Source organism: Nonomuraea sp. NPDC049158 (assembly GCF_040648335.1).
GTDB lineage: Bacteria > Actinomycetota > Actinomycetes > Streptosporangiales > Streptosporangiaceae > Nonomuraea.
The window spans coordinates 534,411-559,359 of record NZ_JBEZDM010000002.1; the positions used below are offsets into that span (position 1 = coordinate 534,411).

Annotated in this window: 22 protein-coding genes; 7 read left to right on the top strand and 15 right to left on the bottom strand. The window is 69.7% G+C overall.

Annotated features, from left to right (window positions below):
* Positions 1-50 precede the first annotated feature (50 nt).
* On the top strand, positions 51-1,595 hold the full coding sequence (dacB, locus tag AB0B61_RS06730; RefSeq protein ID WP_358428968.1) for a D-alanyl-D-alanine carboxypeptidase/D-alanyl-D-alanine-endopeptidase: 1,545 nt from the start codon (positions 51-53) through the stop codon (positions 1,593-1,595).
* A gap of 295 nt (positions 1,596-1,890) precedes the next feature.
* Positions 1,891-2,670: a CAP domain-containing protein gene (locus AB0B61_RS06735; RefSeq protein WP_358428970.1), complete on the top strand. Its 780-nt coding sequence runs from the start codon at positions 1,891-1,893 to the stop codon at positions 2,668-2,670.
* 426 nt (positions 2,671-3,096) lie between these two features.
* Here AB0B61_RS06735 and AB0B61_RS06740 read toward each other — a convergent pair whose 3' ends face one another.
* The 4 genes from AB0B61_RS06740 to AB0B61_RS06755 are packed head-to-tail and all read right to left on the bottom strand — an operon-like array spanning position 3,097 to position 6,420.
* Positions 3,097-3,876: an ABC transporter permease subunit gene (locus AB0B61_RS06740; protein ID WP_358428972.1), complete on the bottom strand. Its 780-nt coding sequence runs from the start codon at positions 3,874-3,876 to the stop codon at positions 3,097-3,099.
* Positions 3,876-4,631, bottom strand: coding sequence for an ABC transporter permease subunit (locus AB0B61_RS06745; RefSeq protein ID WP_358428974.1), 756 nt, complete (start codon positions 4,629-4,631; stop codon positions 3,876-3,878). Before AB0B61_RS06745 ends, AB0B61_RS06740 begins: the two co-directional genes overlap by 1 nt.
* Positions 4,628-5,380, bottom strand: coding sequence for an ABC transporter ATP-binding protein (locus AB0B61_RS06750; protein ID WP_357950235.1), 753 nt, complete (start codon positions 5,378-5,380; stop codon positions 4,628-4,630). Before AB0B61_RS06750 ends, AB0B61_RS06745 begins: the two co-directional genes overlap by 4 nt.
* Entirely contained in the window at positions 5,377-6,420 is a 1,044-nt protein-coding gene (locus tag AB0B61_RS06755) for an ABC transporter substrate-binding protein (protein WP_358428976.1), read from the bottom strand. The genes AB0B61_RS06750 and AB0B61_RS06755 overlap by 4 nt, the downstream gene beginning before the upstream one ends.
* Positions 6,421-6,638: 218 nt before the next feature.
* Here AB0B61_RS06755 and AB0B61_RS06760 point away from each other — a divergent pair, with 218 nt between their 5' ends.
* Positions 6,639-7,820, top strand: coding sequence for an amidohydrolase family protein (locus AB0B61_RS06760; RefSeq protein ID WP_358428978.1), 1,182 nt, complete (start codon positions 6,639-6,641; stop codon positions 7,818-7,820).
* A gap of 27 nt (positions 7,821-7,847) precedes the next feature.
* On the opposite strand, the gene AB0B61_RS06765 is transcribed toward AB0B61_RS06760, so the two are convergent.
* Positions 7,848-8,981, bottom strand: coding sequence for a helix-turn-helix domain-containing protein (locus AB0B61_RS06765; protein WP_358428980.1), 1,134 nt, complete (start codon positions 8,979-8,981; stop codon positions 7,848-7,850).
* Positions 8,982-9,069: 88 nt separating this feature from the next.
* Here AB0B61_RS06765 and AB0B61_RS06770 point away from each other — a divergent pair, with 88 nt between their 5' ends.
* Together AB0B61_RS06770 and AB0B61_RS06775 are read left to right on the top strand one after the other, a co-directional pair.
* The gene (locus AB0B61_RS06770) at positions 9,070-10,008 is read left to right on the top strand and encodes an adenosine deaminase (RefSeq protein WP_358428982.1); all 939 of its coding nucleotides are present in this window, start codon (positions 9,070-9,072) and stop codon (positions 10,006-10,008) included.
* A gap of 116 nt (positions 10,009-10,124) precedes the next feature.
* Positions 10,125-10,715 carry a class I SAM-dependent methyltransferase gene (locus AB0B61_RS06775; protein WP_358428984.1) on the top strand — a complete coding sequence of 197 codons (591 nt, stop codon included), beginning with the start codon at positions 10,125-10,127 and terminating at the stop codon, positions 10,713-10,715.
* 5 nt (positions 10,716-10,720) lie between these two features.
* Here the strand turns inward: AB0B61_RS06775 and AB0B61_RS06780 are convergent, their stop codons facing one another.
* Positions 10,721-11,326: a peroxiredoxin-like family protein gene (locus tag AB0B61_RS06780; RefSeq protein WP_358428986.1), complete on the bottom strand. Its 606-nt coding sequence runs from the start codon at positions 11,324-11,326 to the stop codon at positions 10,721-10,723.
* A 68-nt stretch (positions 11,327-11,394) separates the two neighbouring features.
* Between AB0B61_RS06780 and AB0B61_RS06785 the strand changes: the two genes are divergently transcribed.
* Positions 11,395-12,018 (top strand): TetR/AcrR family transcriptional regulator C-terminal domain-containing protein, encoded by a 624-nt coding sequence (locus tag AB0B61_RS06785; RefSeq protein ID WP_358428987.1) that lies wholly within the window; start codon positions 11,395-11,397, stop codon positions 12,016-12,018.
* A gap of 20 nt (positions 12,019-12,038) precedes the next feature.
* Here AB0B61_RS06785 and AB0B61_RS06790 read toward each other — a convergent pair whose 3' ends face one another.
* The 8 genes from AB0B61_RS06790 to AB0B61_RS06825 all read right to left on the bottom strand — a co-directional run bounded on the left by AB0B61_RS06790 (position 12,039) and on the right by AB0B61_RS06825 (position 21,876).
* Positions 12,039-13,226 (bottom strand): low temperature requirement protein A, encoded by a 1,188-nt coding sequence (locus AB0B61_RS06790; protein ID WP_358428989.1) that lies wholly within the window; start codon positions 13,224-13,226, stop codon positions 12,039-12,041.
* Between the two features lie 107 nt (positions 13,227-13,333).
* Positions 13,334-13,546 (bottom strand): hypothetical protein, encoded by a 213-nt coding sequence (locus tag AB0B61_RS06795; RefSeq protein ID WP_357643600.1) that lies wholly within the window; start codon positions 13,544-13,546, stop codon positions 13,334-13,336.
* A 181-nt stretch (positions 13,547-13,727) separates the two neighbouring features.
* Positions 13,728-13,964, bottom strand: coding sequence for a hypothetical protein (locus AB0B61_RS06800; RefSeq protein ID WP_358428991.1), 237 nt, complete (start codon positions 13,962-13,964; stop codon positions 13,728-13,730).
* A 666-nt stretch (positions 13,965-14,630) separates the two neighbouring features.
* Positions 14,631-15,614, bottom strand: coding sequence for a ketol-acid reductoisomerase (ilvC, locus tag AB0B61_RS06805; RefSeq protein WP_357950756.1), 984 nt, complete (start codon positions 15,612-15,614; stop codon positions 14,631-14,633).
* 22 nt (positions 15,615-15,636) lie between these two features.
* The gene (gene ilvN, locus AB0B61_RS06810) at positions 15,637-16,161 is read right to left on the bottom strand and encodes an acetolactate synthase small subunit (protein WP_358428993.1); all 525 of its coding nucleotides are present in this window, start codon (positions 16,159-16,161) and stop codon (positions 15,637-15,639) included.
* Positions 16,158-17,894, bottom strand: a complete 1,737-nt coding sequence (locus AB0B61_RS06815; RefSeq protein ID WP_358428995.1) for an acetolactate synthase large subunit — start codon at positions 17,892-17,894, stop codon at positions 16,158-16,160. The genes ilvN and AB0B61_RS06815 overlap by 4 nt, the downstream gene beginning before the upstream one ends.
* Before the next feature lie 202 nt (positions 17,895-18,096).
* Positions 18,097-20,730 carry a GGDEF domain-containing protein gene (locus tag AB0B61_RS06820; protein WP_358428997.1) on the bottom strand — a complete coding sequence of 878 codons (2,634 nt, stop codon included), beginning with the start codon at positions 20,728-20,730 and terminating at the stop codon, positions 18,097-18,099.
* A 237-nt stretch (positions 20,731-20,967) separates the two neighbouring features.
* Entirely contained in the window at positions 20,968-21,876 is a 909-nt protein-coding gene (locus AB0B61_RS06825; RefSeq protein WP_358428999.1) for a 2-hydroxyacid dehydrogenase, read from the bottom strand.
* A gap of 38 nt (positions 21,877-21,914) precedes the next feature.
* Between AB0B61_RS06825 and AB0B61_RS06830 the strand changes: the two genes are divergently transcribed.
* Entirely contained in the window at positions 21,915-22,967 is a 1,053-nt protein-coding gene (locus AB0B61_RS06830) for a PQQ-dependent sugar dehydrogenase (protein ID WP_358429337.1), read from the top strand.
* A gap of 123 nt (positions 22,968-23,090) precedes the next feature.
* Here the strand turns inward: AB0B61_RS06830 and AB0B61_RS06835 are convergent, their stop codons facing one another.
* Positions 23,091-24,884, bottom strand: coding sequence for a VanW family protein (locus AB0B61_RS06835; protein ID WP_358429001.1), 1,794 nt, complete (start codon positions 24,882-24,884; stop codon positions 23,091-23,093).
* Between the last annotated feature and the right edge of the window lie 65 nt (positions 24,885-24,949).

Consider the following 24,949-nt stretch of genomic DNA (forward strand, 5'->3'; position numbering starts at 1 on the left):
GCGCTGCCGCATGATCCCAGGCGAGACCCCCAGTCCTCATTGGAGACCCCATGCGGCGTACTTCAGCATCCCTCGTCGCGGGCGCGCTCGTCGCGGCCCTCGCCTGGGCGTCCAGCCCCTCCTCCCCCGCCGTCGCGCTCGAACCCTCGGCGGGCGTCGCGGACCTGGCCCAGGACATCAACCAGATACTCGCCGACTCGCGGCTCACGGTCGGGCGGGCCGGAGTCGTCGTCAAGAGCGTGGCCAACGGCGACGAGCTGTACGCCACGGACGCCGGCAAGCTGATGATCCCGGCCTCCAACACCAAGCTGTTCACCTCCGCCGCCGCCGTCGACACGCTCGGCCTGGACTACCGCTTCCCCACCACCGTGCTGAGCGGCGGGCGCAAGCTCGGCTCCGTGCTGACCGGCGACCTGGTCCTGCGCGGCACCGGCGACCCGACGATGCTGGCCGAGGACTACGACGCGCTGGCCGCCAAGGTCGCCGCCTCGGGCGTCAAGCTGGTCACCGGCAAGCTGGTCGCCGACGACACGTGGTTCGACTCCGTACGGCTCGGCAACGACTGGACCTGGGACGACGAGACGGCCTACTACGCGGCGCAGATCTCCGCGCTGACCGCCTCCCCGGACCGGGACTACGACGCCGGTTCGGTGATCGTCTCCGTGGCGGCCGCCGGCAACGAGGTCAAGGTGTCGACGACGCCCGAGACCGACTACCTGAAGATCGTCAACAAGGCCACCGTGGGCACCACGACCGACGTGCTCATCGAACGGCAGCACTCCACGAACACCGTGGTCATCACCGGCACCGTGGCCGACCCGTACCAGGAGTGGGTGGCCGTGGACGACCCCACCCGCTATGTGGCGTCGCTGTTCCGCGAGTCCCTGGCCAAGCACGGCGTCCGCGTGGCGGGCCCGACCGTCACGGGCGCGGCCCCGTCCAAGGCCACCACGCTGGCCGAGCACCAGTCGATGCCGCTGAGCGAGCTGCTGGTGCCTTTCCTCAAGCTCAGCAACAACATCCACGCCGAGATCCTGACCAAGGCGATGGGCCGCAAGGTCTCCGGCCAGGGCACCTGGGCGGCCGGGCTCAAGGTGAGCAGCGACTTCGCCAAGGCCAACGGCGTGCAGGTGCTCAACATGCGGGACGGCTCCGGTCTCTCACGCCGTGACGGCTTCGCCCCGGGCTCGATCGTCCAGCTGCTGACCGCCGTACGCGCCAAGCCGTGGTTCAAGACCTGGTACGACGCGCTGCCCATCGCGGGCAACGCCGACCGGTTCACCGGTGGCACACTGCGCAGCCGGATGCGCAACACCGCGGCCGCCAACAACGTGCACGCCAAGACCGGCTCGCTGACCGGTGTCACGTCGCTGTCGGGCTACGTGAACAGCGCCGAGGGCGAGCCGCTGGTGTTCTCCATCATGCTCAACCAGTTCCTGTCTAGCTCGCCGAAGGACATCGAGGACAAGATCGCCATCCGGCTCGCCCAGTTCTCGCGGACCGCGCCGGTGGACGCCGTGTCGCGGCTCCGCGCGCCGGATGAGAGCGCGACCGGCGACCTCGAGTGCTCCTGGCTCAAGCCCGCCGCGTGCTGATGCCCGGCGCGTACTGACGCCTTCCGCTCCGGCTGGAAGCTGACGCCTCCCGCACCGGGCTCCCACCCACCCGTTCCGACTTCCACCCCTGGCCGTGCGGCTTTTCGCCGCACGGCCCTATTCTTTTCGCACAAGACGCGCAGGTGGCAGAGAAGGTTTACCGAGGTCGATGGGGCAATCGTTACGATTGGGTCACCTGGTACTCCAGATATAGCAGTGTTTTTCGTGACATAGCCGTTGCGGGCACACCAGAATGCGGGATCGACGCAGTATCTAGCAGCACCGGAGGGACAGGATGCGCAGGCAACTCCAGGCACTCATCTGCCTCGGAAGTCTGGCGGCATTGAGCATCCCCACGCCCGCCGCCCAGGCCGCGACCACGAAGGCGCCGTGCCGGGTCGTGGCCGCCAAGCCGGCCCTGTCCAAGGGCGTGATCGTCGGTTCGGCGAGCCGGATCGGCTGCGACGCCAAGGCCACGCTCAGAGTCCGGATCGTCCGGGACGTGGCCGGTCGTCGTGACCGAACGCTGAAGAGCGGCGCCAAGCTCGTGCTGAACGGCCGGATCACCGTCCGCGCCGGCTGCGCGGCTCCGGGGCGCTACTACGTCGAGGCCATGGACTACCAGAGCAAGCCGAGCCGGTCACGGCCCGTGGCCCTGTCCTGCGAGGCCCGGACGCCGGCGAAGACCGGCGCCGCCTCGGCCACCGAGGACCAGGTCGTCACCCTCACCAACCAGGCGCGGGCCAAGAAGGGCTGCCGCCCGCTCACCCACGATCCCAAGCTCCACGCGGCGGCCGAGCGGCACTCCGCGAACATGGCCGCCCGCGACTACTTCGACCACGACTCCGAGGACGGCCGGACTCCGGGTGACCGCATAGCGACGGCCGGCTTCGCGCCGGTCAGCACCTGGGGCGAGAACATCGCCATGGGCCAGCCGACGGCCGCCTCGGTCGTACGAGCTTGGCTCGACAGCCCCGGACACCGCGCCAACATCATGAACTGCTCCTTCACCCATATCGGCGTCGGCCGGTCCACGAAGGGCCCCTACTGGACCCAGGACTTCGCCGCCCACTAGACCGCAGAACCCCACCCAGCCAGGGAGCGTCGGGCCTCCACCAGGCGCGCCACCGCGCCGGTTCCCACCGCAACGCCACGGCGCTCCCATCCGGCGGGCCCGGTCGCGCCTCCCCCCGCACAGCGGACCGCGACCGGGCCCGCACCCCTTTACGGGGAATGACCATCTGGGGGGATCTCATGCACTGGCACGCGTACACGTGGGTGGGCAACGGCGAGGAGCGGGAAAGGGAGGACGAGCGGCGTCCGGGTTCGCCGGAGTTCGCCGGTTCGCTCCTTCCGCCGACGCGCTGCCTCGCGGGGTGGACGTGCAGTGGGGTGAGTGGCTGACCGGGGGCAGGTTCGCCACGATCAGCGTGATCTGCTGCCCGAACCGGCACCTCACGCACCCCTGCCCTATCCGCCGCCCCTGACTCGCGGGCGCGGGTCAGTCGCGGTTGTCTGAGAAGCGGGCCAGGACCAGGGACTCGACGACGCCCACGACCGCGTACGCCAGGATCGACACGGCGGTGACCACCACGATGTCCGCCCACACCTCGTCATACCGGAACCCGCCGATAGCCCGCAGGATCCCGGCGCCGATCCCCTGCCCGGTCGCCAGCCACTCGGCGATGAGCGCGCCGATGATCGAGGCGGGCACGGAGATCCGCGCGGAGGCGAACACCGAGGGCATCGCCGTCGGCACGGCCACCTTGCGCAGCACGGTCAGCCGCCCGCCCCCGTACGCCATGATCAGGTCGGTGGCCTGCGGCGAGGCGGAGCGCAGCCCGAAGGCGACGTTGACCAGGGTGGGGAAGAACACCACGATGCCGCCGATGACCGCGACGCCGACGAGCTCGCGGCCGAAGACGAGCGTGATCAGCGGCGTCATCACCACGAGCGGCACCGAGCGCAGCAGCATCGCGACCGGCATGAACGTCTGCTCGACGGTCCTGAACAGCACGAACGCCATCGCCACGACCACCGCCGCGACCATCCCGCTGACGAAGCCGATGGCCGCGTCCCTGATCGTGATGCCCAGGGCGGCGAAGACCGCGTCGCGATGGGCCGGGGACGAGCCGAACAGGTACTCCCAGACCTGCGGAGGACGCTTGCCCACCAGTGGACTGATGCCGAACGCCTCCAGGGACAGCCACCAGAGGGCCACCACGATGACCACGGAGGGCAGCAGCGGGCCGACGACGCGCAACACGATGCGGCCGATCATCAGGAGGACCTCGCTCTGCCGTACGACCAGGGTGTCACCACGCGGGCGACCAGCGCGACGATCGCGTAGCCGAGGCCCGCGACCAGGCCGGCCACGAGCGCCAGCCCCCAGGTGCGCGGGACCTGGAACTGCTGCTGGGAGATCATCAGGGAGACGCCGAGGCCCTGGTCGTTGCTGCCGAGGTACTCGCCGATGATCGCGCCGAGCAGTGCGCCGGGGGCCGAGATCTTCAGTCCGGCGAACGTGCTCGGCAGTGCCGCGATGACCTGTACGTGCCGCAGCTTGGCCAGGCGGCCGCCGCCGTACACCGCGATGAGGTCGAGGCTGGTCCGGTCGGCCGAGCGCAGCCCGAGCAGCGCGCCGATGAGCGTGGTGAAGAAGACGGAGACGGCCGCCAGGAACACCACGGCGGCCTCACCGCCGAAGACGACCAGCACGATCGGGCCGATGGCCAGCAGCGGGATGCAGTAGCTGATCACCGCGAGCTGGGTCGCCACCGCCTCCAGGCGCGGGACGAGCAGGACGAGCAGCGCCACGCCGATGGCCAGGCCGTTGCCCCACAGGAAGCCCTGGAGCGCGGCGCTGACGGTGGCGGTCGTGTTGGGGCCGTAGAAGCCCCAGCCGTCGTGGCCCATCCCGGCCAGGACCGCCCACGGCGTCGGGACCGCGCCGCCGTCCGCGAAGACGGTCACGGCGAGCAGCCACCACAGGGCGATCAGGGCGACGACGCCGAGCAGGCCGCGGATCCGCTTCACGAGCCGTGCCCGAACAGCAGGTCGCTGAGGTGGTCGTGGATGGCGTGGAACTCCGGTGTACGCATCATCTCGGGCACCCGGGGGCGCGGCAGGTCGATCGGGACCACCTCTTCGATCCGGCCAGGACGCGGGCTCATGACGGCCACCACGTCCGACAGGAAGATCGCCTCGCCGATGCCGTGGGTGACCATCAGCGTGGTGGCGGGCTTCTCGGTCCAGATGCGCAGGAGCTCCAGGTTGAGCCGCTGGCGGGTCATGTCGTCCAGCGCGCCGAACGGCTCGTCGAGCAGCAGCACGCTGGGCTTGACCACCAGCGCGCGGGCGATCGACACGCGCTGCCGCATGCCGCCCGACAGCTCGGCGGGCCGCGCCTTCTCGAAGCCCTGCAGGCCGACCAGCTTGATCAGATCGTCGATCACGCCGGGCTCCGGCTTGATCCCGGCGACCTCCAGCGGCAGCCGGATGTTGGCCGCGACGCTGCGCCAGGCCAGCAGCGCCGAATCCTGGAAGGCGATGCCGAGGTGGTGGCTCCTGCGGAGCTCCTCGGGGGTTTCGCCGTTCACCCGGATCTCGCCGGTGGTGGGCTTCTCGAGCCCGGCCAGGATGCGCAGCACGGTCGACTTGCCGCAGCCCGAGGGGCCGAGCAGGGACAGGAAGGAGCCCTTCGGCGTCTCCAGGTCGACGTGCTCGACCGCGGTCAGCCCGCTGCCGAACGTCTTGCTCAGCCCCGTGATGCCGATGCCGGTCATGAGAGCTTGAGGCTCGCGTCGGCCTTGTAGATCTCGTCCAGGATCGACAGGTCGAAGAGGTTCTCGGCCTTGACGCTCAGCCCGGCTTTGGCGAGGGAGGCGATGTTCTGCTCGATCAGCTCGGAGGTCATCGTGAACAGGCCGTTGGCCTTGGCGTCGGGGGTGACGACGAGTTCGTTCTGCATCTTGGCCTCCTCGGTCTGCTCGGCGACGTCGAGGTTCTGGTCCTTGCCGTACGTCTTCGCGGCCAGTTCGGCGGCCTTGGCCGGGTCCGCGACGGCGTCCTTCCAGCCCTTGATCTCCGCCGTGAGGAACGCCTTGAGCTTGTCGCGCTCCTTGTCGATCGTCTCCTGCGTCACCGTGAACGTCTCGGCGACCAGCGGCAGCCCGTGGTCGGCGAACAGCATGTGCGCCGCGTCCACGCCCTGCATCTTCAGCCGTACCGGGCCACTGGTGACGAAGCCGACATAGCCATCGAGCTGGCCGGAGGTCAGCATCGACGGGTCGGACTGGAACGGCACCCGCGTCACGCTCGACGGGTCGATGCCGTTGGACTTGAGCAGCGCGTTCCAGACCAGCTCGTTGGAGTCCTGGACGCCGATCTTCTTGCCGGCCAGGTCCTTGGGGTCCTTGATCGGGTTCTTGCCGAGGGAGACGATGGCGAAGGGGTTCTTCTGGAAGGTCGCGCCCACGATCTTGAGCGGCGCGCCCTGGAGCACGGCGGGCGCGGTGATCGTCGGCGTCGACAGGCCGATCCAGCAGCGGCCGGTGGTCAGGCCCGACTCGACCGAGGTGCCGGAGCCGCCGCCCGACAGCAGCTCCACCTGCGAGAATCCGGCGGCCTTGTAGTAGCCCTTGCTGTCGGCGAAGTACTCGCCGGCGAACTCGACGTTCTTCTTCCAGGAGAGCTGGATCTTGACCGCACCGAACCCGCTTCCGCCCGCGCCGGACGTCCCGCTGTCGCCACAGGCGGCCAGGCCGAGCGCCAGTCCGGCCATTCCCGTCGTCCGCAGGAACGCGCGACGGTCGAGGGTAGCCATAATTCTCCTTGGAAGAGCCGTGAACCTGCAGGTCAGGAAGCTATACACTGATTATTACCATCGTGTGACGAAAAATCGGACATCGCATGGGGTGCGGGGCCCGGATGTGGGAAAGCCCAGCACCGGCGCTTCAGACCCTGTAGGTCCCTACGAGAGCGCTCGGCGAGGTCCGTAGATCCCTCCAGCGGCAGAAAGCGTCCGGTAGCGTTTTCGCTGACATGAAACTGGACGGAATCCCCCTTTGGGACGGCACCGAATTCCGCGGCCCGGTCGAGCTGAGCTGGGAACCGGACCGGATCGGCGAGGTGCGGCCCGCCACGCAGCGGTATGACGACCTGTGCGTGCTCCCCGGCCTGGTCGACACGCACGTGCACCTGATCGGCTACGCCGGTGCGGGTCCGATGCCCGACTTCGCCACCTGGCCGCTCGTCACGACCCGCGACGAGCAGGTGCTGCACGGTGTCGCCCACGCCCAGCGGGCCATGCGCCACGGCGTGACGACCCTGCGCGACCTGGCCGGCGATGAGGCGCAGATCGCGCTGCGCCGGGCCTTCGACGCGGGCGTGCTGCCCGGCCCGCGCGTCCAGGTCCACGGCGTGGTCGGCATGACCGCCGGGCACAACGACCTGTTCGTGCCGCCCGCGATCCCGCAGCGCAAGCCCACCGCCGACGGGCCCGACGAGTGCCGCAAGCTGGTACGCACCTGGGCCCGCGCCGGAATGGACGGCATCAAGCTCACCACCAGCGGTGGCGTGCTGTCGATCGGCGACAAGAACGGCTGGCGCAACTACACGCGCGAGGAGATCAGCGCCGTCGTCGACGAGGCGCACGCGCTCGGCATGCTGGTGGCCTCCCACGCCCACTCCGAGGAGGGCATCCGTGTCGCCGTCGAGGAGCGCGTCGACTCGATCGAGCACGGCACGCTGCTGAGCGCGGATCTCGCCGAGGTGCTCGCGGCCCGCCGCACGCCCGTCGCGCCGACCCTGCTGATCAACGAGGCCATCGCCGAAGGCCGGGTCCCGGTCACCGCGGAGTCCATGGCCAAGGCCGCCGAGCTCGTGGCCACGCGCAACGTGCTGCTCGCCGAGGCGGCCCGGCTGGGTGTCCGCTTCGTCCTGGGAACCGATGCCAACGGGCACCACGTCCAGTTCGGCGACCAGCTCGCCGAGGTGGTCCACATGACCGAGATCCTCGGCATGTCCGCCGCGGAGGCGCTGCGCGCGGCCACCTCGGACGCCGCCGACTCGATCGGCCTGCCGGTGGGCCGGATCGAGCCCGGCCTCGGGGCGGACTTCATCGTGCTGCGCGGGCGTCCGTGGGAGCGGATCACGGACCTGGCGGTGGAGAACATCGTCGCCGTGGTCTCACGAGGGCGCCTCGTCGCGGGCGAGCTGCCCTGACCGCTATCCGTCTATCCGTCTATCCGTCTATCCGTCGGACGGCTGCCCTGATCTGAGGGCCAGGTAGAGGTCCGTACGGTCGCGCATCGACGACATCCGCCGCCCGGTCAGCTCCTCGATCCGCTGCATGCGGTAGCGCAACGTGTTGACGTGCACATACAGCTCGTCAGCCGTCCGCTGCCAGGAGCCGCACGTCTCCAGGAAGACGTCGAGCGTGCGCAGCAGCTCCGAGCCGTGCCGCGCGTCGTACTCGATGATCGGCCCGAGCAGGTGCTCCCTGAACGAGCGCCGCACGCTCACGGGCAGCTGGGCCAGCAGGAGTTCGTGGCTGTCCACGTCGGCGACCGACATGACCGACACCGGCCCCTCGCCGTAGCGGGCCGACTCCATGCCCCGCCGCGCGGACTCCAGCGCCTCGCCGAGCTGCGACACGCTGGCGGTCGCGTCGCTGATCCCGGCCGCCACCCGCATCCCCGGCCGGTTGGCCACCAGCACGCGCAGCTCCTCGGTCAGAGCCTGGCGCGACACCTTGCCGTTGACCAGCACGATCCCCTCGTCGGACCGTCCGCCGACGACCAGCTGCCGCCCTCTCCTGGCCAGCGCGTACATGATCGCGGGCACGTCGTCGTCCGACCCGCCCGTCCTGGCCACCACCATGGCCGTGGTCGGCAGCCCCGGATCGGCCCCGAGCAGCCGCAGGTGGGCCGACACCTCACCGGGCGCGATCCGCTGCGTGCCCAGGAGGTCGAGCAGCGTCTGCGCCCGGGCCCGCTCGTCCCGGCGTCGCTCGGCCGCGAACGCCTCCTCGATCACCACCTCGGTGATCGCGCCGAACGACTGGTCGGGCGCGGCCAGGAGCAGCGGCAACCGGCGGCGTTCGCACGCCTTGACCAGCGCTTCCGGCAGCTCCCCCAGCACGACCAGCCCGACGATCAACCCGGCGGCGTCGCTCGTCCACAGCGCGTCGGCGAACGTCTCGCAGTCGGACGGCTGGGTGTACCAGACCCCGCTGGTCAGGACGAGGTCGCCGGGGCGTAGGTAGCGCCGCGGGTCGGGCAGATCCGTCGGATAGGCTCGCCCCACCTCCCTGCCGAGCCCGTCATGTCCGGTCACCGGCACGAGGCTCAGGTCATCGCGCGCCACCAGATCCGCCAGCCTCATAAATCTGATGTTATGCCAGGTCATCGGGCGAGAGTTCGGAGGTTCGCACGATACCGTGGCCGGTGTCTTGTCAGGTTTACTCGATCACATGCGTCCCAAAGCCGAACTCCACCTGCACATCGAAGGCACCCTCGAACCCGAGCTCGTCGTCGAGCTGGCCAGGCGCAACGGGATCGACCTGCCGACCTTCGACGCGGAGGCCATCAGGGCGCGCTACGACTTCGCCGACCTCCAGTCGTTCCTGGACATCTACTACGAGAACATGGCGGTCCTCCGCACCGACCGGGACTTCTACGACCTCGCCACCGCCTACCTGGGGCGGGCCCGGGCGCAGGGCGTACGGCATGCCGAGATCTTCTTCGACCCGCAGGCGCATCTGATCAGGGGCGTGTCGCTGGAGGCGGTGTTCGGCGGGCTGTCGGCCGCCCTCAAGGACAGCGACGTCTCGGCGGCCCTGATCATGTGCTTCCTGCGTGACCGGGGCGCCGAGGAGGCCGAGCAGGTGCTGCGGGCCGCGTTGCCGTACCGGGACCACTTCATCGGCGTCGGGCTGGACTCGGCGGAGGTCGGTCATCCGCCGGCGCTGTTCCGCCGGGTGTTCGACATGGCGGCCGCGGAGGGCCTGCGCCGGGTCGCGCACGCCGGCGAGGAGGGTGGCCCCGACTACGTGTGGGAGGCCCTGGACGTGCTCAAGGTGGAGCGGGTGGACCACGGCATCCGCGCCATGGAGGACCCCTCGCTGGTCGCCCGCCTGCGGGAGGAGCGGATCCCGCTGACGGTGTGCCCGCTGTCGAACGTCCGGCTGCGCACGGTGGCGTCGCTGCGGGACCACATCCTGCCCGCGATGCTGGACGAGGGCCTGATGGTGACGGTCAACTCCGATGATCCGGCGTACTTCGGCGGCTATGTCGAGGACAACTACCGGGCGCTGCGGGATGAGCTGGGCATGACGGACGCGCAGCTGGACCAGATCGCCCGCAACTCCTTCGAGGCGTCGTTCGTCGAGGTGCCGTCAGCCGGTCAATGAGGCGTGGAGGAGCCGGTTGAGTTCGGCCCGCGTGCGATCGGGGGCCCAAACCGCAGGGCGGATGACGGCGCCGGATGGGCTGACTCTAGGTTCGGAAGGAGAAGGAAGGACATCCGGTGAACACATCCTTGGCCGACTACCTCGACAGCCTCTACCAGCTGGGCCGCGACCACGACGCGCCCCTGGCCGACCGGCTGCTGCGGCTGCGCAACATGACCCCGGGCGCGGCGGGCCTCGTCGCGCTGCTGATCCGCGTCCAGGGGAGCCGGCGGGTGCTGGAGATCGGTACGTCCAACGGCTATTCGGCCATCTGGTTCGGCGACGCCGTACGGGACACCGGCGGACATCTGGAGACGGTGGAGATCGACGCCTCACGAGTCGCCCAGGCGCGGGCCAACATCGCGGCGGCCGAAGTGGCCGATCACGTGACCGTGATCCACGCGGATGGCGGGGAGGTGCTGGCGGCCAGCCCGGACGGGTCGGTCGACCTGGTGGTCCTCGACGCGGAACGGCCCGCGTACGTGGGTTACTGGCCGCAGTTGCAGCGGCTGCTCGCCCCTCGGGGTGTCGTCGCGGTGGACAACGCGCTCAGCCATCAGGAGCAGGTGGCGGCCTTTCGTGACCTGGTGACGGCGGACGGGCGGTTCGCCGTACAGCTGCACGAGGTCGGCGACGGGGTGCTCACGGTGGTGCGGCTGCCGTCTTGACCAAGCTATTTCTGGACGGGTTTCGGCGCATGGGACTGAACGGGTTTCGGCGCATGGGACTGAACGGGTTTCGGCGCGTGAGACGCCAGGTCGAGGATCTCGTCGACCGACCACTGGTCGTAGGCGTGCTCGCCGTACTTGGCGGCGAGCACCCGGCCGTCCCGCCCGATCAGGAAGTCGGCGGGCAGGCCCAACCGGCCGCCGTGCGGCTTGGCCGCCGGGCCGCGTTCGCGACCCCGCAGGACCCGCCACGTGGTCACGGCGACCACGCGGAGGATCGTCCCCCACACGCGCGGGTCGAGCAGCGAGCGGGCCGCCGACTCCACACCGAACTCGACGTACAGCAGTTTCTCCGGGTCGGCGATCACCGGGAAGGGCAGATCGGGCGTGTGCTCGATCAGCTCTTCGGCGGGTGAGTGGAAGACCACGACCTCGCGGACGCCCGCCGCCTCGATCTCGTCATGCCTGCGCACGATGGAGCGCAGGTGCAGGTTGCAGACCGGGCACCCGGCGAACCGCCGGAACTGCAGGTGGACCAGCCGCTCCGGGTCAGGGATGGCGACCGCCTCACCGGACACCGCGCTCAGCTCTCGGGCATCGACGACACGCATGTGAACTCCCTATAGGCGTACGGCATACGCTTACGATGATAGGCGTATGCCGTACGCTGTCAACTGACATGCCGCGGCCCCGTTCACTCACTTCCGACCAGCTGGCCACGGCCGCCCTCGCCGTCATCGACCGCGACGGACTGGCCGGGCTGTCGATGCGCGCGGTCGCGCAGGAGATCGGCATGAGCACCATGGGCCTCTACCGCTACGTCGACGACCGCGGCGAGCTCGAACAACTCGTCATCGACCGAGTCCTCGACACCGTCGACACCATGCCGCCCGACAAGGGCCGGCCCTGGTACGAGCGGATCGAGATCATGGTCGAGCGGCTGCGCCACGTGGTGAGCTCCCACCCGTGGCTCGTGCCGCTGATCATCGCCCATCGACACCGGTCGGTGGCCATAATGCGCTGGTCAGAGCCGTTGGCCGCCATCCTCGCCGAGGCCGGGCTGGACGGACGCGAGCGGGTGATCGCGCTGCGCTCGCTGCTCGCGTACGTGGTGGGGGCGATCCAGCTCGAACAGCTCGGACCGCTGGCCGGAGCGGGCACCCAAGTCATCGCGGACCGGGCCGAGCTCCCCTACCTGTCCGAGACCGCCAGGCACGCCCACGACGTCACCACGGACGAGGAGTTCCGGGGCGGGCTCGCCCTCCTGCTGCGCGGCATAGGCGGGAGCACGGACGCGCGCTAAGGCGGGGGCGCGGACGTGCGCTAAGGCGGCGGCGCGGGAAGCGACCGACGTCCTTCGCGCGCGAGTGTCGTCACGAGCAGGAGTACGAGCACCGCGGCGATGGCGGTGAGTCCCGCGGCCACCCCCACGCTGGGCGCGGCGAACACGGTGAGCGCCACGAGCACCACCGCCACGCCGATCGACTCCGGCCGCACGACGGTCCTGCTCACCAAGGGTGCATGCAGCGCCCACAGCAGGACGAGCATGACGACGACCGGAATGGCGACCGAGGCCACCACGGCCCGCGCGCCCGCCGCGATGTGGTGCTCCCCCTCCCCTGCCGACGCCACCGCGACCTCGAGACCCGCACCGAGCGCGGCCAGCGCCGCGAAGATCAGATAGTGCCCGTATCCCCAGACGAAGGACTGTTCCCGTCGCTCCTCAAGCCCGTCGCCGGCCGGCTCGGAGAAGTAGATCCACCACAGCGCGAAAAGGATGACCAGGCCGGTCATCGCGATGACGACGAGTTCGACGCTCAGCCCGTGGGCGACCGCGCCCTGCACCGCGTTCGTCGCCGCGAGTACGCTCTCGCCGAGCAGGATGATGGTGAACAGCCCGTAGCGCTCGGCGATGTGGTGCGGGTGCCAGCTCGTCGAGCCCGTACGCTCCGCGATCGGCGGCACCGCGAGGTCGAGCACTGCGCACGCGATGAACAACCAGACCGGCCCGCCCCCCGGCAGCGCGAGCTTGGACACCCAGAGCACCTGAACGAACGAGATGCCGATCGCGTAGCGCAGCGCCGTCGCCCGTCCCTCGGGGTGCGCGACCGCCGCGCGCAGCCACAGGCTGACGAGCCCGACGCGCATGACGAGGTAGCCGATCGTCACGACGGTGAAGTCGCCCTCGAACGCCGCGGGCACCCCGGCCGCGAGCACCAGCACGCCGGCCATCTGCAGGAGCGTCATGACGCGGTACGGCACGTCATCGGTGTCGTACGCGGAGGCGAACCAGGTGAAGTTCATCCACGCCCACCAGATGGCGAAGAAGACCATGAGGAAGGGCCCGACCGCTTCGAGGCCGTGCCCCTGCTCGGTGGCGTGGGCGAGCCGGCCCACGATCTGCGACGCCGCGGCGACGAAGGTGAGATCGAAGAGCAGCTCGAGCGGACTCGAGACACGATGCGGCTCGGTCAGATCGCGAGCAGACATGCGGGTCCGGAGCGGCGACATGTGCCTACCCTATTGACCTGCGCTCACCTTGCCGACACAACCCTGCTTGCTCGATCCTGGCGGCACACGACTGCCGGTCCCCGGCGAGCAGGGGACCGGCAGCGGGGCTACTTGAGCCAGAGGACCCAGGCTCCGGGTATTTCGGTGCACTTGTACGCGTTGAAGTTCTCACGCACATACTGCTGGCCCGCGTCGACACACTTCTTCTTGGTGGGGAACTGTCCGTAGGACACCCAGTCGGCCGCTTGGGCGGGCAGGCCGAGTCCCAGGACCGCCAGGACGGCGATTCCCGCGCCCGCTACCGCTGTCCGTACACGCATTCTTGACTCCCTTTCACCGCTGGGGCAATGCACAGAGATCATCGCAGCGGCGAACGAGCCGGGTGAGCGGCAAGACATATCAAGTGATCTAGTCAATATCAGCAGCTATCGCCCTTGCGGCCGACCTCTCCCGCATGACACAAAGGAAGGTCCGGCCCCAGAGCATGGACCGGCGGTCGCGTTAGATGGTGGCCCAGAGCGCCCAGAACGGGCTGTCCCACAGGCAGTCCCAGTACTCGCCGTCTCCGGAGTACCTTTTGCCCGCCTTCTCACACTCCGCGAGGGTCCTGTGGGTGCTGATGATGTGGGCCTTCTTTGTCGTGGCCACATCCGCGCTCGCGGACACGCTGGTGCAGAGTGTCGCCGCCATCGTCAGGGCGGTCGCTGAGACCACCACGCTCACGACCTTGTTCCGCATGGAGAACCTGCCTTCGCTCGGTTACGCGAAGAGCGTCGCAGAGAAGGCTTCCGTAACTCTTCTCAAGAACTTCCGGCAAAGCACAGGCCGAGCCACACACTCGTCCGCCTCACTGATGCGCGAAGGCCAAGCGCGCTTTTCTGCTTGGCGTCGACCACGCCCGCCCTCCCGCTTCCGGCCGTGCTCGCTCAGCGCGGACGAGTGACGGAACATGAAAGAGACGTTGCCATTAGGTGGTGACGTTTTCTCAGGCTGGACCGCCACGCCATTCGGTCGGGCGCGCATCCATCCCTGTCGTTACCGCGGTTTCGTCGTTCCGATCATTGGCTGCGTTCCACCTATGGCCGTTGGCCGTCGCGTCCGGGTGGATGCGATGAACCCCTTTGGGGGTACCGGACTCGGTACGTGTCGCCCGACACACGCGAGGGACCTCATCGGCTCGGCCAGGATGAAGGCCCAAGCAGCCGCACCTCGCGACAGCGCGAGGGCGCAGCCCTCGCCTCGGGCAAAGCGCCCGAGCGCAGCGAGGACCACGCCCTTGTGGGGGTGTGGGGGGCGCCGAGCCCCCCACAAAACACAGCCCGAGCCATTGGGCGAAGCCCCCGAAACGAGGACCTCGCCTGTAGCCCCGAAGAAAAACAGCCCGAGCGTAGCGAGGCCCTTTGGTTAGGCCTTGAGCCAGCTCATCATCGGGCGGAGCTTGGCGCCGGTCTTCTCGATCGGGTTCTCGGCCAGCTCCTCGCGGTGCCGCGTGAACTCCTTCTGGCCGCCGTCGAACTCCTCCACCAGCTGCCGGGCGAACGTGCCGTCCTGGATCTCGCCCAGGATGCGGCGCATCTCGGCGCGGGTCTCGTCGGTGATCACGCGCGGGCCACGGGTGTAGCCGCCGTACTCGGCGGTGTCCGACACCGACCAGTACATCTTCGAGATGCCGCCCTCGTACATGAGGTCGACGATCAGCTTCATCTCGTGCAGGCACTCGAAGTAGGCGACCTCAGGCTGGTAACCGGCCTCGATCAGCGTCTCGAACCCGGCCTTGATCAGCTCCGACACACCGCCGCACAGCACGGCCTGCTCACCGAACAGGTCCGTCTCGGTCTCCTCGGTGAACGTCGTGCGCAGCGCCCCGGCCCGAGTGCCGCCGATGCCCTTCGCGTACGACAGAGCCAGGTCCAGCGCCTTGCCCGAGGCGTCCTTCTCGACGGCGACGAGAACGGGCACGCCGCGCCCGGCCTCGAACTGGCGACGGACGAGGTGACCCGGACCCTTGGGGGCGACCATGCACACATCGACGCCCTCGGGCGCCTCGATGAGGCCGTAACGGATGTTCAGGCCATGGCCGAAGAACAGCGCGTCACCCTCGACCAGGTTCGGCGCGACATGCTCGGCGTACAGGTGGCGCTGGATGTGGTCCGGCGCCAGGATCATCGTCAGGTTCGCCTCCTCGACCGCCTCCGAAGGCGTCAGGACACGCAGGCCGTCGTTCTCGGCCTTCTCCCGGCTCTTGGAGCCCTCAGGTAGGCCGACGCGCACGTCGACACCCGAGTCACGCAGGGAGAGCGCGTGGGCGTGGCCCTGGCTGCCGTACCCCAGCACGGCCACGTGACGCCCCTGGATGATCGAGAGGTCGGCCTGGTCGTCGTAGTAAATCTCGGTCACTTGCATAAACCTTTCAGGCGGTACGGTCCAGTGCCCTGAGGGACCGGTCGGTGATGGAACGGGCGCCGCGGCCGATGGCCACCATGCCCGATTGGACGAGCTCCTTGATCCCGAACGGTTCGAGCACCTTGACGAAGGCCTCGAGCTTGTCCGGAGTGCCGGTGACCTCGATGGTCACGGCGTCGGCCGCCACGTCGATGCAGCGGGCGCGGAAGAGCTGGACGAGCTCCAGCACGTGCGAGCGGCTGTCGGCGTCGGCCTTGACCTTGACCAGCATGAGCTCGCGCTGCACGGACTGGCTCGGGTCGAGCTCGACGATCTTGAGGACGTTCACCAGCTTGTTGAGCTGCTTGGTGACCTGCTCCAGCGGCAGCTCCTCGACGCTCACGACGATGGTCATGCGTGAGATGTCGTCGTGCTCGGTCTGCCCGACGGCCAGCGAGTCGATGTTGAAGCCGCGCCTGCTGAACAGCGCGGACACGCGCGCGAGGACGCCCGGCTTGTTCTCGACAAGCACAGAAAGCGTATGCCTGCTCATTCTTCGCTCTCCCACTTCGGCGCCATGTCACGGGCGATCTTGATGCTGTCGTTGCTCGTGCCCGCCGCGACCATCGGCCAGACCATCGCGTCCTGGTGGACCACGAAGTCGACCACGACGGGCACGTCGTTGATCTCCATGGCCTTCTTGATGGTCTCGTCGACGTCTTCCGGCCGCTCGCAGCGCAGACCGACACAACCATAGGCTTCCGCCAGCTTGACGAAGTCAGGGATGCGGCGCGTCGACTGGAGGTTGGTGTTGGAGTAGCGCTCGTCGTAGAAGAGCGTCTGCCATTGGCGGACCATGCCGAGGTTACCGTTGTTGATGACCGCGACCTTGATCGGCACCCCCTCCAGGGCGCAGGTGGCGAGCTCCTGGTTGGTCATCTGGAAGCAGCCGTCGCCGTCGATGGCCCACACCGTGCTGCCCGGCTGCCCCATCTTGGCGCCCATCGCGGCCGGCACGGCGAAACCCATCGTGCCGAGGCCGCCGGAGTTGATGAACGAGCCGGGGTTCTCGTAGTCGATGAACTGCGAGGCCCACATCTGGTGCTGTCCCACGCCCGCCACGTAGTAGGTGTCGGGCCCGGCGATGGCGCTGAGCCGCTCCATGACGTACTGGGGAGCCAGCGACCCGTCCTCGAACTCCTCGTAGCCGAGCGGGTAGGTCTCCTTCATGCCGTTGAGCAGCTTCCACCAGTCGGCGTAGTCGCCCTGCAGCCCGCCGGCCTCGACGGCGGCGATCAGGTCGGTGATGACCTCCTTGCAGTCGCCCACGATCGGCACGTCCGCGTGGCGGTTCTTGGAGATCTCCGCCGGGTCGATGTCGGCGTGGACGACCTTCGCGTGCGGCGCGAACGTCGACAGCTGGCCGGTCACCCGGTCGTCGAAGCGCACGCCCAGGCCGATGAGCAGGTCCGACTTCTGCAGCGCGCCGACGGCCGTGACACTGCCGTGCATGCCCGGCATGCCCATGTGCTGGGGATGGCTGTCGGGGAAGGTTCCGCGCGCCATCAGCGTGGTGACGACCGGGATGTTGGCGAGCTCGGCCAGCCTGAGGAGTTCGGGCGAGGCGCCCGCCTTGTGCACGCCGCCGCCCACGTAGAGCACCGGGCGCCTGGCCTCGGCGATCAGCTTCGCGGCCTCGCGGATCTGCTTGGAGTGCGGCCTGGTCACCGGCCGGTAGCCGGGCAGCTGCATGGTCGGCGGCCAGCTGAAGGTGGTGTCGGCCTGCAGCGCGTCCTTGGAGATGTCGACCAGCACCGGACCGGGACGGCCCGTGGAGGCGATGTGGAAGGCCTCCATGATCGTGCGGGGGATGTCCAGCGGATCGGTGACCAGGAAGTTGTGCTTGGTGATCGGCATGGTGATGCCGGAGATGTCGGCTTCCTGGAAGGCGTCCGTGCCGATGGCCGCGCTGGCCACCTGGCCGGTGATCGCCACGATCGGCACCGAGTCCATGTAGGCGTCCGCGATGGGCGTGACGAGGTTCGTCGCACCCGGTCCGCTGGTCGCCATGCAGACCCCGACCCTGCCCGTGGCCTGAGCGTATCCCTCGGCCGCGTGGCCCGCGCCCTGCTCGTGCCGTACGAGCACGTGCCGGACCTTGGTCGAGTCGTACAGGGGATCGTAGGCGGGCAGGATGGCGCCGCCGGGGATCCCGAACACAGTGTCGACTCCCACGTGCTCCAGCGCCCTGACCAGGGCCTGTGCACCTGTCATCCGTTCGGTCATCGGCTCGTTCCTTGCGTGGCTACACCTTAAGGACATAAAAAATGCCCCATCCACCCGAGGGTGGGAGTGGGGCGGCGCGCAGGCTGTAGTGCTTCGCTATCGGCCTGCGCGCCAGCGAAGTACTACGAGGATCTCACTGCGAAGCATGGCCACACCTTAGCCCCTGTGGAGGCCCTGATGTCAACTTCTTGGGACAGATGTCTCAAACCGTGAGACTGGTCCGCATCAGCGAATCCACTCCGCGAGCCGCCATCGGGCGTGCCACCAGGAAACCCTGGCCCCTTGTGCAGCCCATTTCCCGCAGGAGTTCGAGCTGCTCGGGGCGTTCGATGCCCTCGGCCACCACGATGAGGCCCAGGTCGTGGCCGAGCCGGACGATCGTGCGGGTGAGCAGGGTCAGGGTCTCGTCGCGGCCCAGCCCGGACACGAACGACGGGTCGATCTTGATCATGTCGACCGGGAGCTGCCTGAGGAAGGCCAGCGAGGCGTAGCCGGTGCCGAAGTCGTCGATGGCCAGCCGTACGCCCAGGGCGCGCAGCTCGGACAGCCGCTTGACCGTCTCCTCGGCGTCCTCGACGAGCATCTCCTCGATCACCTCGAGGGTGAGGGCGGAGGCGGGCAGCCCGCTCTCGGCGAGCGCCTCCTCGACCGTCTCGACGAAGCGCGGCGCGGTGATCTGGCGGGCCGACAGGTTGAGCGACAGCCCGATGTCCCAGGAGGAGGCCCGCCAGGCGGCCACCTCGCGGCACGCCTCGTGCAGGATCCACTCGCCCAGCGGCACGATCAGGCCGGTGTCCTCGGCCGGGCCGAGGAACTGGTCCGGTGGGACGAACTCCGAGCCGCGCCACCACCGCACCAGCGCCTCCACCGCGGTCACCCGGGAGGTGGCCAGGTCGACGACCGGCTGGTATTCGATGGCGAACTGGTGCTCGATCAGCGCCCGCTGCAGGTCGGCCGCCAGCTCCAGCCTGCGCACCACGTCGGCGTGCATCTGCGCGGCGAACACCTCCACCCGGCGCCCGCCCAGCTCCTTGGCCCTGGCCATGGCCACGTCGGCGTTGCGGATGAGATCGCCGGAGGGCATGCCCTCCTCGACGAAGGCCACCCCTACGCTCGCGGTCAGCGCCACGTCGCGGTCGGCCACCCGGAACGGCTCCTGCGAGACCGCCCTGACCAACCGCTCGGCCAGATCGACCGCCAGTTGCGCCTCGCCGCCGGTCTCCAGCAGCACCGCGAACTCGTCGCCGCCCCACCGGGCGAGCGTGTCGTCGGGGCGTACGGCCCCGCGCAGCCGGCGCGCGGCCTGCCCGAGCAGGTAGTCGCCGCTGGCATGGCCGACGGAGTCGTTGACCGAGGTGAACCCGTCGAGGTCGAGGAAGATCACCGCCACGTGGCCGGACATCCGGCCGGACAGCACCTCGCGCGTGCGCTCCTCGAAGTAGGAGCGGTTGGGCAGCCCGGTGACGCCGTCGTGGAAGGTCAGGTGGGCGACCTGGTTGCGCAGGGCCTCCTCGTCGCTCACGTCCCGGGTGGTCACCAGCAGCTGGTCCTCGCCGCCCACGTGGCGGGTGGCGACGGACTCGGTGGGCCGCCAGGTGCCGTCGGCCGCGCGCACCCGGCAGGCGATCAGGCAGGCGCCGGACGTGACGCCCTCGTCGTCGAGGCCCATCGCGCTCAGCGCGGCCTGGATGCCGGGGACGTCTTCGGGGTGGATGTAGTCGAAGATCGACCCGCCGACGAGGTCTTCGGGGCGGTAGCCGTACGTCACCTGCATCCCGGCGCCGATCTCGTACATGACGCCGTCGTAGTCGCAGATGAACACCACGTCGCCGGTGCTCTCGGCCAGCTCCCTGAGCTGCCGGTCGCCGAGCGAGACCTTCCTGCGCAGCCGGATGTTGGCCGCGGCGAGCACGAACAACCGGACGACCAGGAGCAGGACCACCGAGGCGATGAGCACGACGACGCCGGTGACCGGTGTCTGCGGCTGGCCGCCCACCAGGTGCACGAGCAGCGTGCAGGTCGCGACGGCGACCAGCGCCATCGGCACCGTCGCGATCAGGTTGCCGATGCCGCTGCCGCTCGCCCGGGCCTGCGGCTCGGCGGGGCGCGGCCCCCAGGGCACGGCGGCCAGGAGCAGGAACGCCACGGGCGCGATCATGATGCTCCACGTCGGCGGCACACCGCCGGTGAGACGCGCGGTCGCGGCCGCCACCCCGGCGACCGAGGTGGTGGCGAGCACGCCGGTGCCCGCGAGTCCGAGCGGCCAGGCCGCGGTCCTGCTGGTGATCACTGAGGGGATCACGGCGCAGGTCACCAGCAGCGCGATCATCGGCGGCAGCATGGCGAAGGTGAACATCGCCGGGTCGGCGGCCTCGGCGTAGACCTGCCGCAGCGCCACCACCCAGGCGATCACGAAGAGCGAGGCGGCGCACAGGTAGGCGCCGGTGACGTGGCGCAGCACCACGGTGGCGGGCAGCCTGCGCCGGGCGGCGATGAGGACGCCGCCCGCGGTGAGCACCACGCCGAGCAGCACGAGCAGGTCCGCGAAACTCACCGCGACGCTGGAGGTGTCGGCGATCGGACGCACTCCGACTCCGGCGGCCCAGACGATGGCGCCGCTGCCCATCCAGCGGGCGCCCATCGCGGTCGAGCGGTGCTCGTCCAGTTTGATCGAGGCGACCAGCAGGGAGACCGCGGCGAACAGCGCCGCGAGGAGTCCGGCGATCGCGCCGGTGAGCAGAGCCGGGCCGCCCGCAAGGAGCGCAGCCGCGAACCCCGCCGCACCGAGCGCCACCGCGGCGGTCAGCGGTGCCCGTGGATCACGCCAGCGGATCACAGTCGTTAGCCCATCCCGTCTCGAACACTGTCCAGTGATCGCCGAAGTCCGGTCGATCACATCGCCAGTGTGTGCGTTTGCGGGTGTGCGGGTGGTGACAACAGCGATGTCGTCACCGATCTGATAACCACACAGACCAATTGCCCCGAAGATTCACTTGACAGCGAGTCAGGAACCCTCAGTTAGAGGCAACCGTACGCACCGAAGGTCACGGACCAGCCACGTTCCGGAATCCTCTCAATATGTGTCGGTGATGACGTTGTTCAGCTGCTCACCGGACAGGTAGCGGAGGAGCTGCGAGCGCATCAGGCGCAGCATGCGCCGCCCGGACGCGGGGGTGCTGCCCGCGATGTGGGGGGTGATCAGCAGGCCGGGCGCGCTCCACAGGGGATGGCCCGCCGGCAGGGGTTCTGGGTCGGTCACGTCCAGGGCCGCGCGCAGCCGGCCGGTCTTCAGTTCGGCGACCAGCGCGTCGGTGTCGACGACGCCGCCGCGCGCCGCGTTGACCAGCACCGCGCCGTCCTTCATCCGGGCCAGGAACCCGGCGTCGACCATGCCGGCGGTCTCTGATGTGGCGGGCACGAGCAGCACCACGACGTCGGCGGCCGGCAGCAGCGCGGGCAGCTCGTCGAGGGGGTGCACGCCGTCACGCGCGCTTCTGGCCACCCGGACGACCTCGACCTCGAAGCCGCCGAGCCGCCGCTCCAGCGCCGCGCCGATGGAGCCGTAGCCCACGATCAGCACGGTGGAGTCGGCCAGCACGTCCGTGTGGTGGTAGGTCCACTCCCCCTGGCGCTGCGCGTCGACGAACCCCGGGAACTCCCGCAGCACCGCGATCATCGCGCCGACCGCCCACTCGGCGGTCCCCGCGTCGTGCACGCCGCGCGCGTTGCACAGCACCGCGCCGTCCGGCATGTGGGGCCGGTACGGCTCCACGCCCGCGCTCACGGTCTGTACGAGGCGCAGCGAGGCCATCGCGGCCAGCAGACCCGGGACGTCCGGAACGGTGATCAGCGGCGGGATCCACACCTCCACCTGGCCGATGCCCTCGGGAACTGGCCCCGTACCGTCATAAACGGCGCATTCCACCCCGGGCAGATCGGTCAAAACCCCGGCAACGGCATCAGACGGGACCCAGATCTTCATGCCGAGAACCTTACGGCCAGGGAGGAAGTATGGAACACATGGGAAAGCTCATGTCTCTGATGCTGCTCGCTGTGTTGACCGCCTGCTCCAGCGCCGGAGGGGCGGTGCCGGACGCGGCCGTCGCCGCCGCGCCGCCGCCCGGTGAGCCGAAGACGGTGGCGCGCGATCTGGCGGTGCCGTGGGGGATCGCCTTCGTCCCCGGCGGCGACGCGCTGGTGACCGAGCGCGACACGGCCCGGCTGCTGCGCGTGACGCGGGCGGGCCAGGTCACCGAGGTGGGCCGCATCGCCGGGGTCACCCCCGACGGCGAGGGCGGGCTGATGGGCGTGGCGGTCAAGGAGGATCAGGTGTTCGTCTACTTCACCGCCGACGACGACAACCGGATCGTCCGCTACCGGTTCACCGGCGACAGCGTGTCCGACCCGAAGGTGATCGTGCGGGGCATCCCCAAGGGCGCCATCCACAACGGCGGCCGGCTGGCGTTCGGGCCCGACGGCTTCCTGTACGCCACCACGGGCGAGACGGGCGACCGGCAGCTCGCCCAGCGGCGCGACTCCCTCGGCGGCAAGATCCTGCGCATGACGGTGGACGGTGCCCCCGCGCCCGGCAACCCGTTCGGCACGCTCGTCTACAGCCTCGGCCACCGCAACGTCCAGGGCCTGGCCTGGGACCCGGCGGGCCGGTTGTACGCCTCGGAGTTCGGCCAGAACGCCTTCGACGAGGTCAACCTCATCAAGCCGGGCGCCAACTACGGCTGGCCCGAGGTGGAGGGCAAGGGCGACGACCCGAGGTTCGTCAACCCGATCATCACCTGGCCCACGTCGGAGGCCTCACCGTCCGGCGCGGCCTACGCGGCCGGCTCGCTCTGGGTGGCCGCGCTGCGCGGGGAGCGCCTGTGGCAGATCCCCCTCGGCCGGGACGGCTCGGCCGGCACGCCGGTCGCGCACTTCACCGGCACGTACGGCCGGCTCCGCGCCCTGGCCACGGCCCCCGACGGCACGCTGTGGCTGTCCACCAGCAACAAGGACGGCCGCGGCGACCCCAGGGACGGCGACGACCGCATCCTGTCCGTGAACCCGAGCCGCTCCTAGCCGCCAGGTCCCCGGCCCCGCCGGGCCGCTTCCATCCCCTCCCCCGAAGGGGTTATCTCTCCTGAAGGACACCAGCCACGTCGGCCGTGTCACGAACCATCCGGCGGATCCGCGGCCACCGCGCTAGTTGCCAGTAGCGCACGTGGTCTGCGCCTGCGGCCGGTACTTCGTGGTCAGCTTCTTGTCCCGCTTGAATTCCTTGCCGTCCTTGATGAACACGCGGGTCACGTCGATCGTGAAGCCCTGCTCGCCGACCGTGGCCATGCACCCGGGGGCGGAGCTGGTCTCGCGACGGAACGGGGTGAAGTCCCGCTTCTCCGACTCGACGGCCTCGATCTTGTCGTACCGCTTGGTGCTCCACAGCTGCACGGAGACCGAGGTCCCGGTCGACACCGTCTTGATCAGTACGCCGAAGTCGGAGTCGTTACGCCACTTGAGGTCCAGGTCCGGGTACAGCAGGGCGGCGTCGCGACCGGCCGGGTAACGGGCGGCGTGGTAGTCCATCGGCGTGTGGGAGACGTCGTCGAACCCGCCGAAGAAGGCCGCGTTGTACATCGTGGTGGCGAACTGCGAGACACCGCCGCCGACGATGGGCACCATCCGGCCGCCGACGATCTGCCCCGCCTGGACGTAGCCGCCCTCAGCGGTGCGCTCGCCCACGGCCTCGTTGAGCGAGAACGTCTCCCCCGGCTTCACCAGGTAGCCGTCGACCTGGGCCGCCATCCGCTGGATGTTCGTCACGCGGGGCAGGCAGCAGTCGAAGGTCGTGGTGAACTCGGCGATGTTCGTCTTGATGCCGAGCCCCGTCACCTCTTCGGTGGTCACCTTCGGCGGGACCACCGACAGGGTCACGGGGATGATCCGGGCGCCGTTGCCGCTGACCACCTTGGCCACGTCGCGGGCCAGCTGCTTGGCGTCGATCCCTCTGCCGCGGTGGGCGGGGACCAGCACCGGCTTGCCGTTGACGATCTGGTAGGTGGCGTCCTGCGGCGCCTGCGCCGCGTCGACGAGCTTGCTCTCCACCGAGGTGAGCGCCGCCGCGGCGTTGAACTGCGGGGTCAGCCCGCCGTCGTCGTCGGAGACGAAAGTCAGGTTGGCGGCGATCGCGGCCGGGAGCAGCTGGGCCTGCTTGGCGCCGAGCTTCAGCGTGAGGGGCGCGGCGACGGCCCGCTTGGCGGCGGCCTCGGCCTGCTTGAGGGCGGTCGGCGTGGTGTCGGGCTTGGCGGGCCTGAGCGTGAGGACGGCGGAGTCGCGGCCGCGCAGGAAGGCGTCGGTGATCACGCGGACGGCGTCGGGCCGGTCGATCACCACGCCGTCACGCGGCTCCGACGAGACCGGCTGCCCGTTCTTGAAGGCCACCCGGCCGTCGCGCGGCTTCTTGTCGTAGGTCTCCGCCAGGCCCTCGACGGTCCTGGCCAGCTGGGAGGAGTCGATGGTCATCTTCGGCTGGAGCTCGGTGGTGCCGGTCAGCCCCTGCCACACCTCGACCGGGCCGGGGAAGCCACTGGGCGCCTGCCCGATCGTGCTCACCACGTCGAGCTCAAGCCCGGCCTCGTCGGCCTGGATGGTCTCCTTGCGCCCGGCGATGTCGACGACGACCGGCTTGTTCAGCTTGGCCGTGAGCTCGGTGCGGAGCTTGTCCGCCGCCTGCGTCACGGTGAGCCCGCCGATGTCCACACCGGCCACGCGCGTGCCCCGCAGTACGGATCCCGACATGAGTACGGCCGGCACCAGGTACGCCAGCACGGCCAGGATCACCACGAGCAGCACCAAAGCGGGCAGGAGGCGACGGCGGCGGGGCGGCTCGGGGTCGATGAAGGCGGGCAGCCGCTCGGCGGCGGAAGCGCCGAACACGGGGGCGGGCGGTTCCTGCCAGCGCCCCTCGTTCACCGGCCACGGCTGGGGCGGAGGCGCCACCGGCGGCAGAGCGCCACTGCCGTTCTGGCCGTTCTGCCCGTTGGAGCCGTTCGCAACGCTCGGAG

Coding starts and splice junctions, on each gene's coding strand:
- AB0B61_RS06765 (WP_358428980.1), bottom strand. CDS start 8,981: ATGAGGCTGGCGGATCTGGTGGCGCGCGATGACCTGAGCCTCGTGCCG.
- AB0B61_RS06795 (WP_357643600.1), bottom strand. CDS start 13,546: ATGCGTGTACGGACAGCGGTAGCGGGCGCGGGAATCGCCGTCCTGGCG.
- AB0B61_RS06815 (WP_358428995.1), bottom strand. CDS start 17,894: ATGACCGAACGGATGACAGGTGCACAGGCCCTGGTCAGGGCGCTGGAG.
- AB0B61_RS06830 (WP_358429337.1), top strand. CDS start 21,915: ATGGGAAAGCTCATGTCTCTGATGCTGCTCGCTGTGTTGACCGCCTGC.
- AB0B61_RS06760 (WP_358428978.1), top strand. CDS start 6,639: ATGAAACTGGACGGAATCCCCCTTTGGGACGGCACCGAATTCCGCGGC.
- AB0B61_RS06755 (WP_358428976.1), bottom strand. CDS start 6,420: ATGGCTACCCTCGACCGTCGCGCGTTCCTGCGGACGACGGGAATGGCC.
- AB0B61_RS06735 (WP_358428970.1), top strand. CDS start 1,891: ATGCGCAGGCAACTCCAGGCACTCATCTGCCTCGGAAGTCTGGCGGCA.
- AB0B61_RS06780 (WP_358428986.1), bottom strand. CDS start 11,326: ATGCGTGTCGTCGATGCCCGAGAGCTGAGCGCGGTGTCCGGTGAGGCG.
- ilvN (WP_358428993.1), bottom strand. CDS start 16,161: ATGAGCAGGCATACGCTTTCTGTGCTTGTCGAGAACAAGCCGGGCGTC.
- AB0B61_RS06770 (WP_358428982.1), top strand. CDS start 9,070: ATGCGTCCCAAAGCCGAACTCCACCTGCACATCGAAGGCACCCTCGAA.
- dacB (WP_358428968.1), top strand. CDS start 51: ATGCGGCGTACTTCAGCATCCCTCGTCGCGGGCGCGCTCGTCGCGGCC.
- AB0B61_RS06740 (WP_358428972.1), bottom strand. CDS start 3,876: ATGATCGGCCGCATCGTGTTGCGCGTCGTCGGCCCGCTGCTGCCCTCC.
- AB0B61_RS06800 (WP_358428991.1), bottom strand. CDS start 13,964: ATGCGGAACAAGGTCGTGAGCGTGGTGGTCTCAGCGACCGCCCTGACG.
- AB0B61_RS06825 (WP_358428999.1), bottom strand. CDS start 21,876: ATGAAGATCTGGGTCCCGTCTGATGCCGTTGCCGGGGTTTTGACCGAT.
- AB0B61_RS06750 (WP_357950235.1), bottom strand. CDS start 5,380: ATGACCGGCATCGGCATCACGGGGCTGAGCAAGACGTTCGGCAGCGGG.
- AB0B61_RS06790 (WP_358428989.1), bottom strand. CDS start 13,226: ATGTCGCCGCTCCGGACCCGCATGTCTGCTCGCGATCTGACCGAGCCG.
- AB0B61_RS06785 (WP_358428987.1), top strand. CDS start 11,395: ATGCCGCGGCCCCGTTCACTCACTTCCGACCAGCTGGCCACGGCCGCC.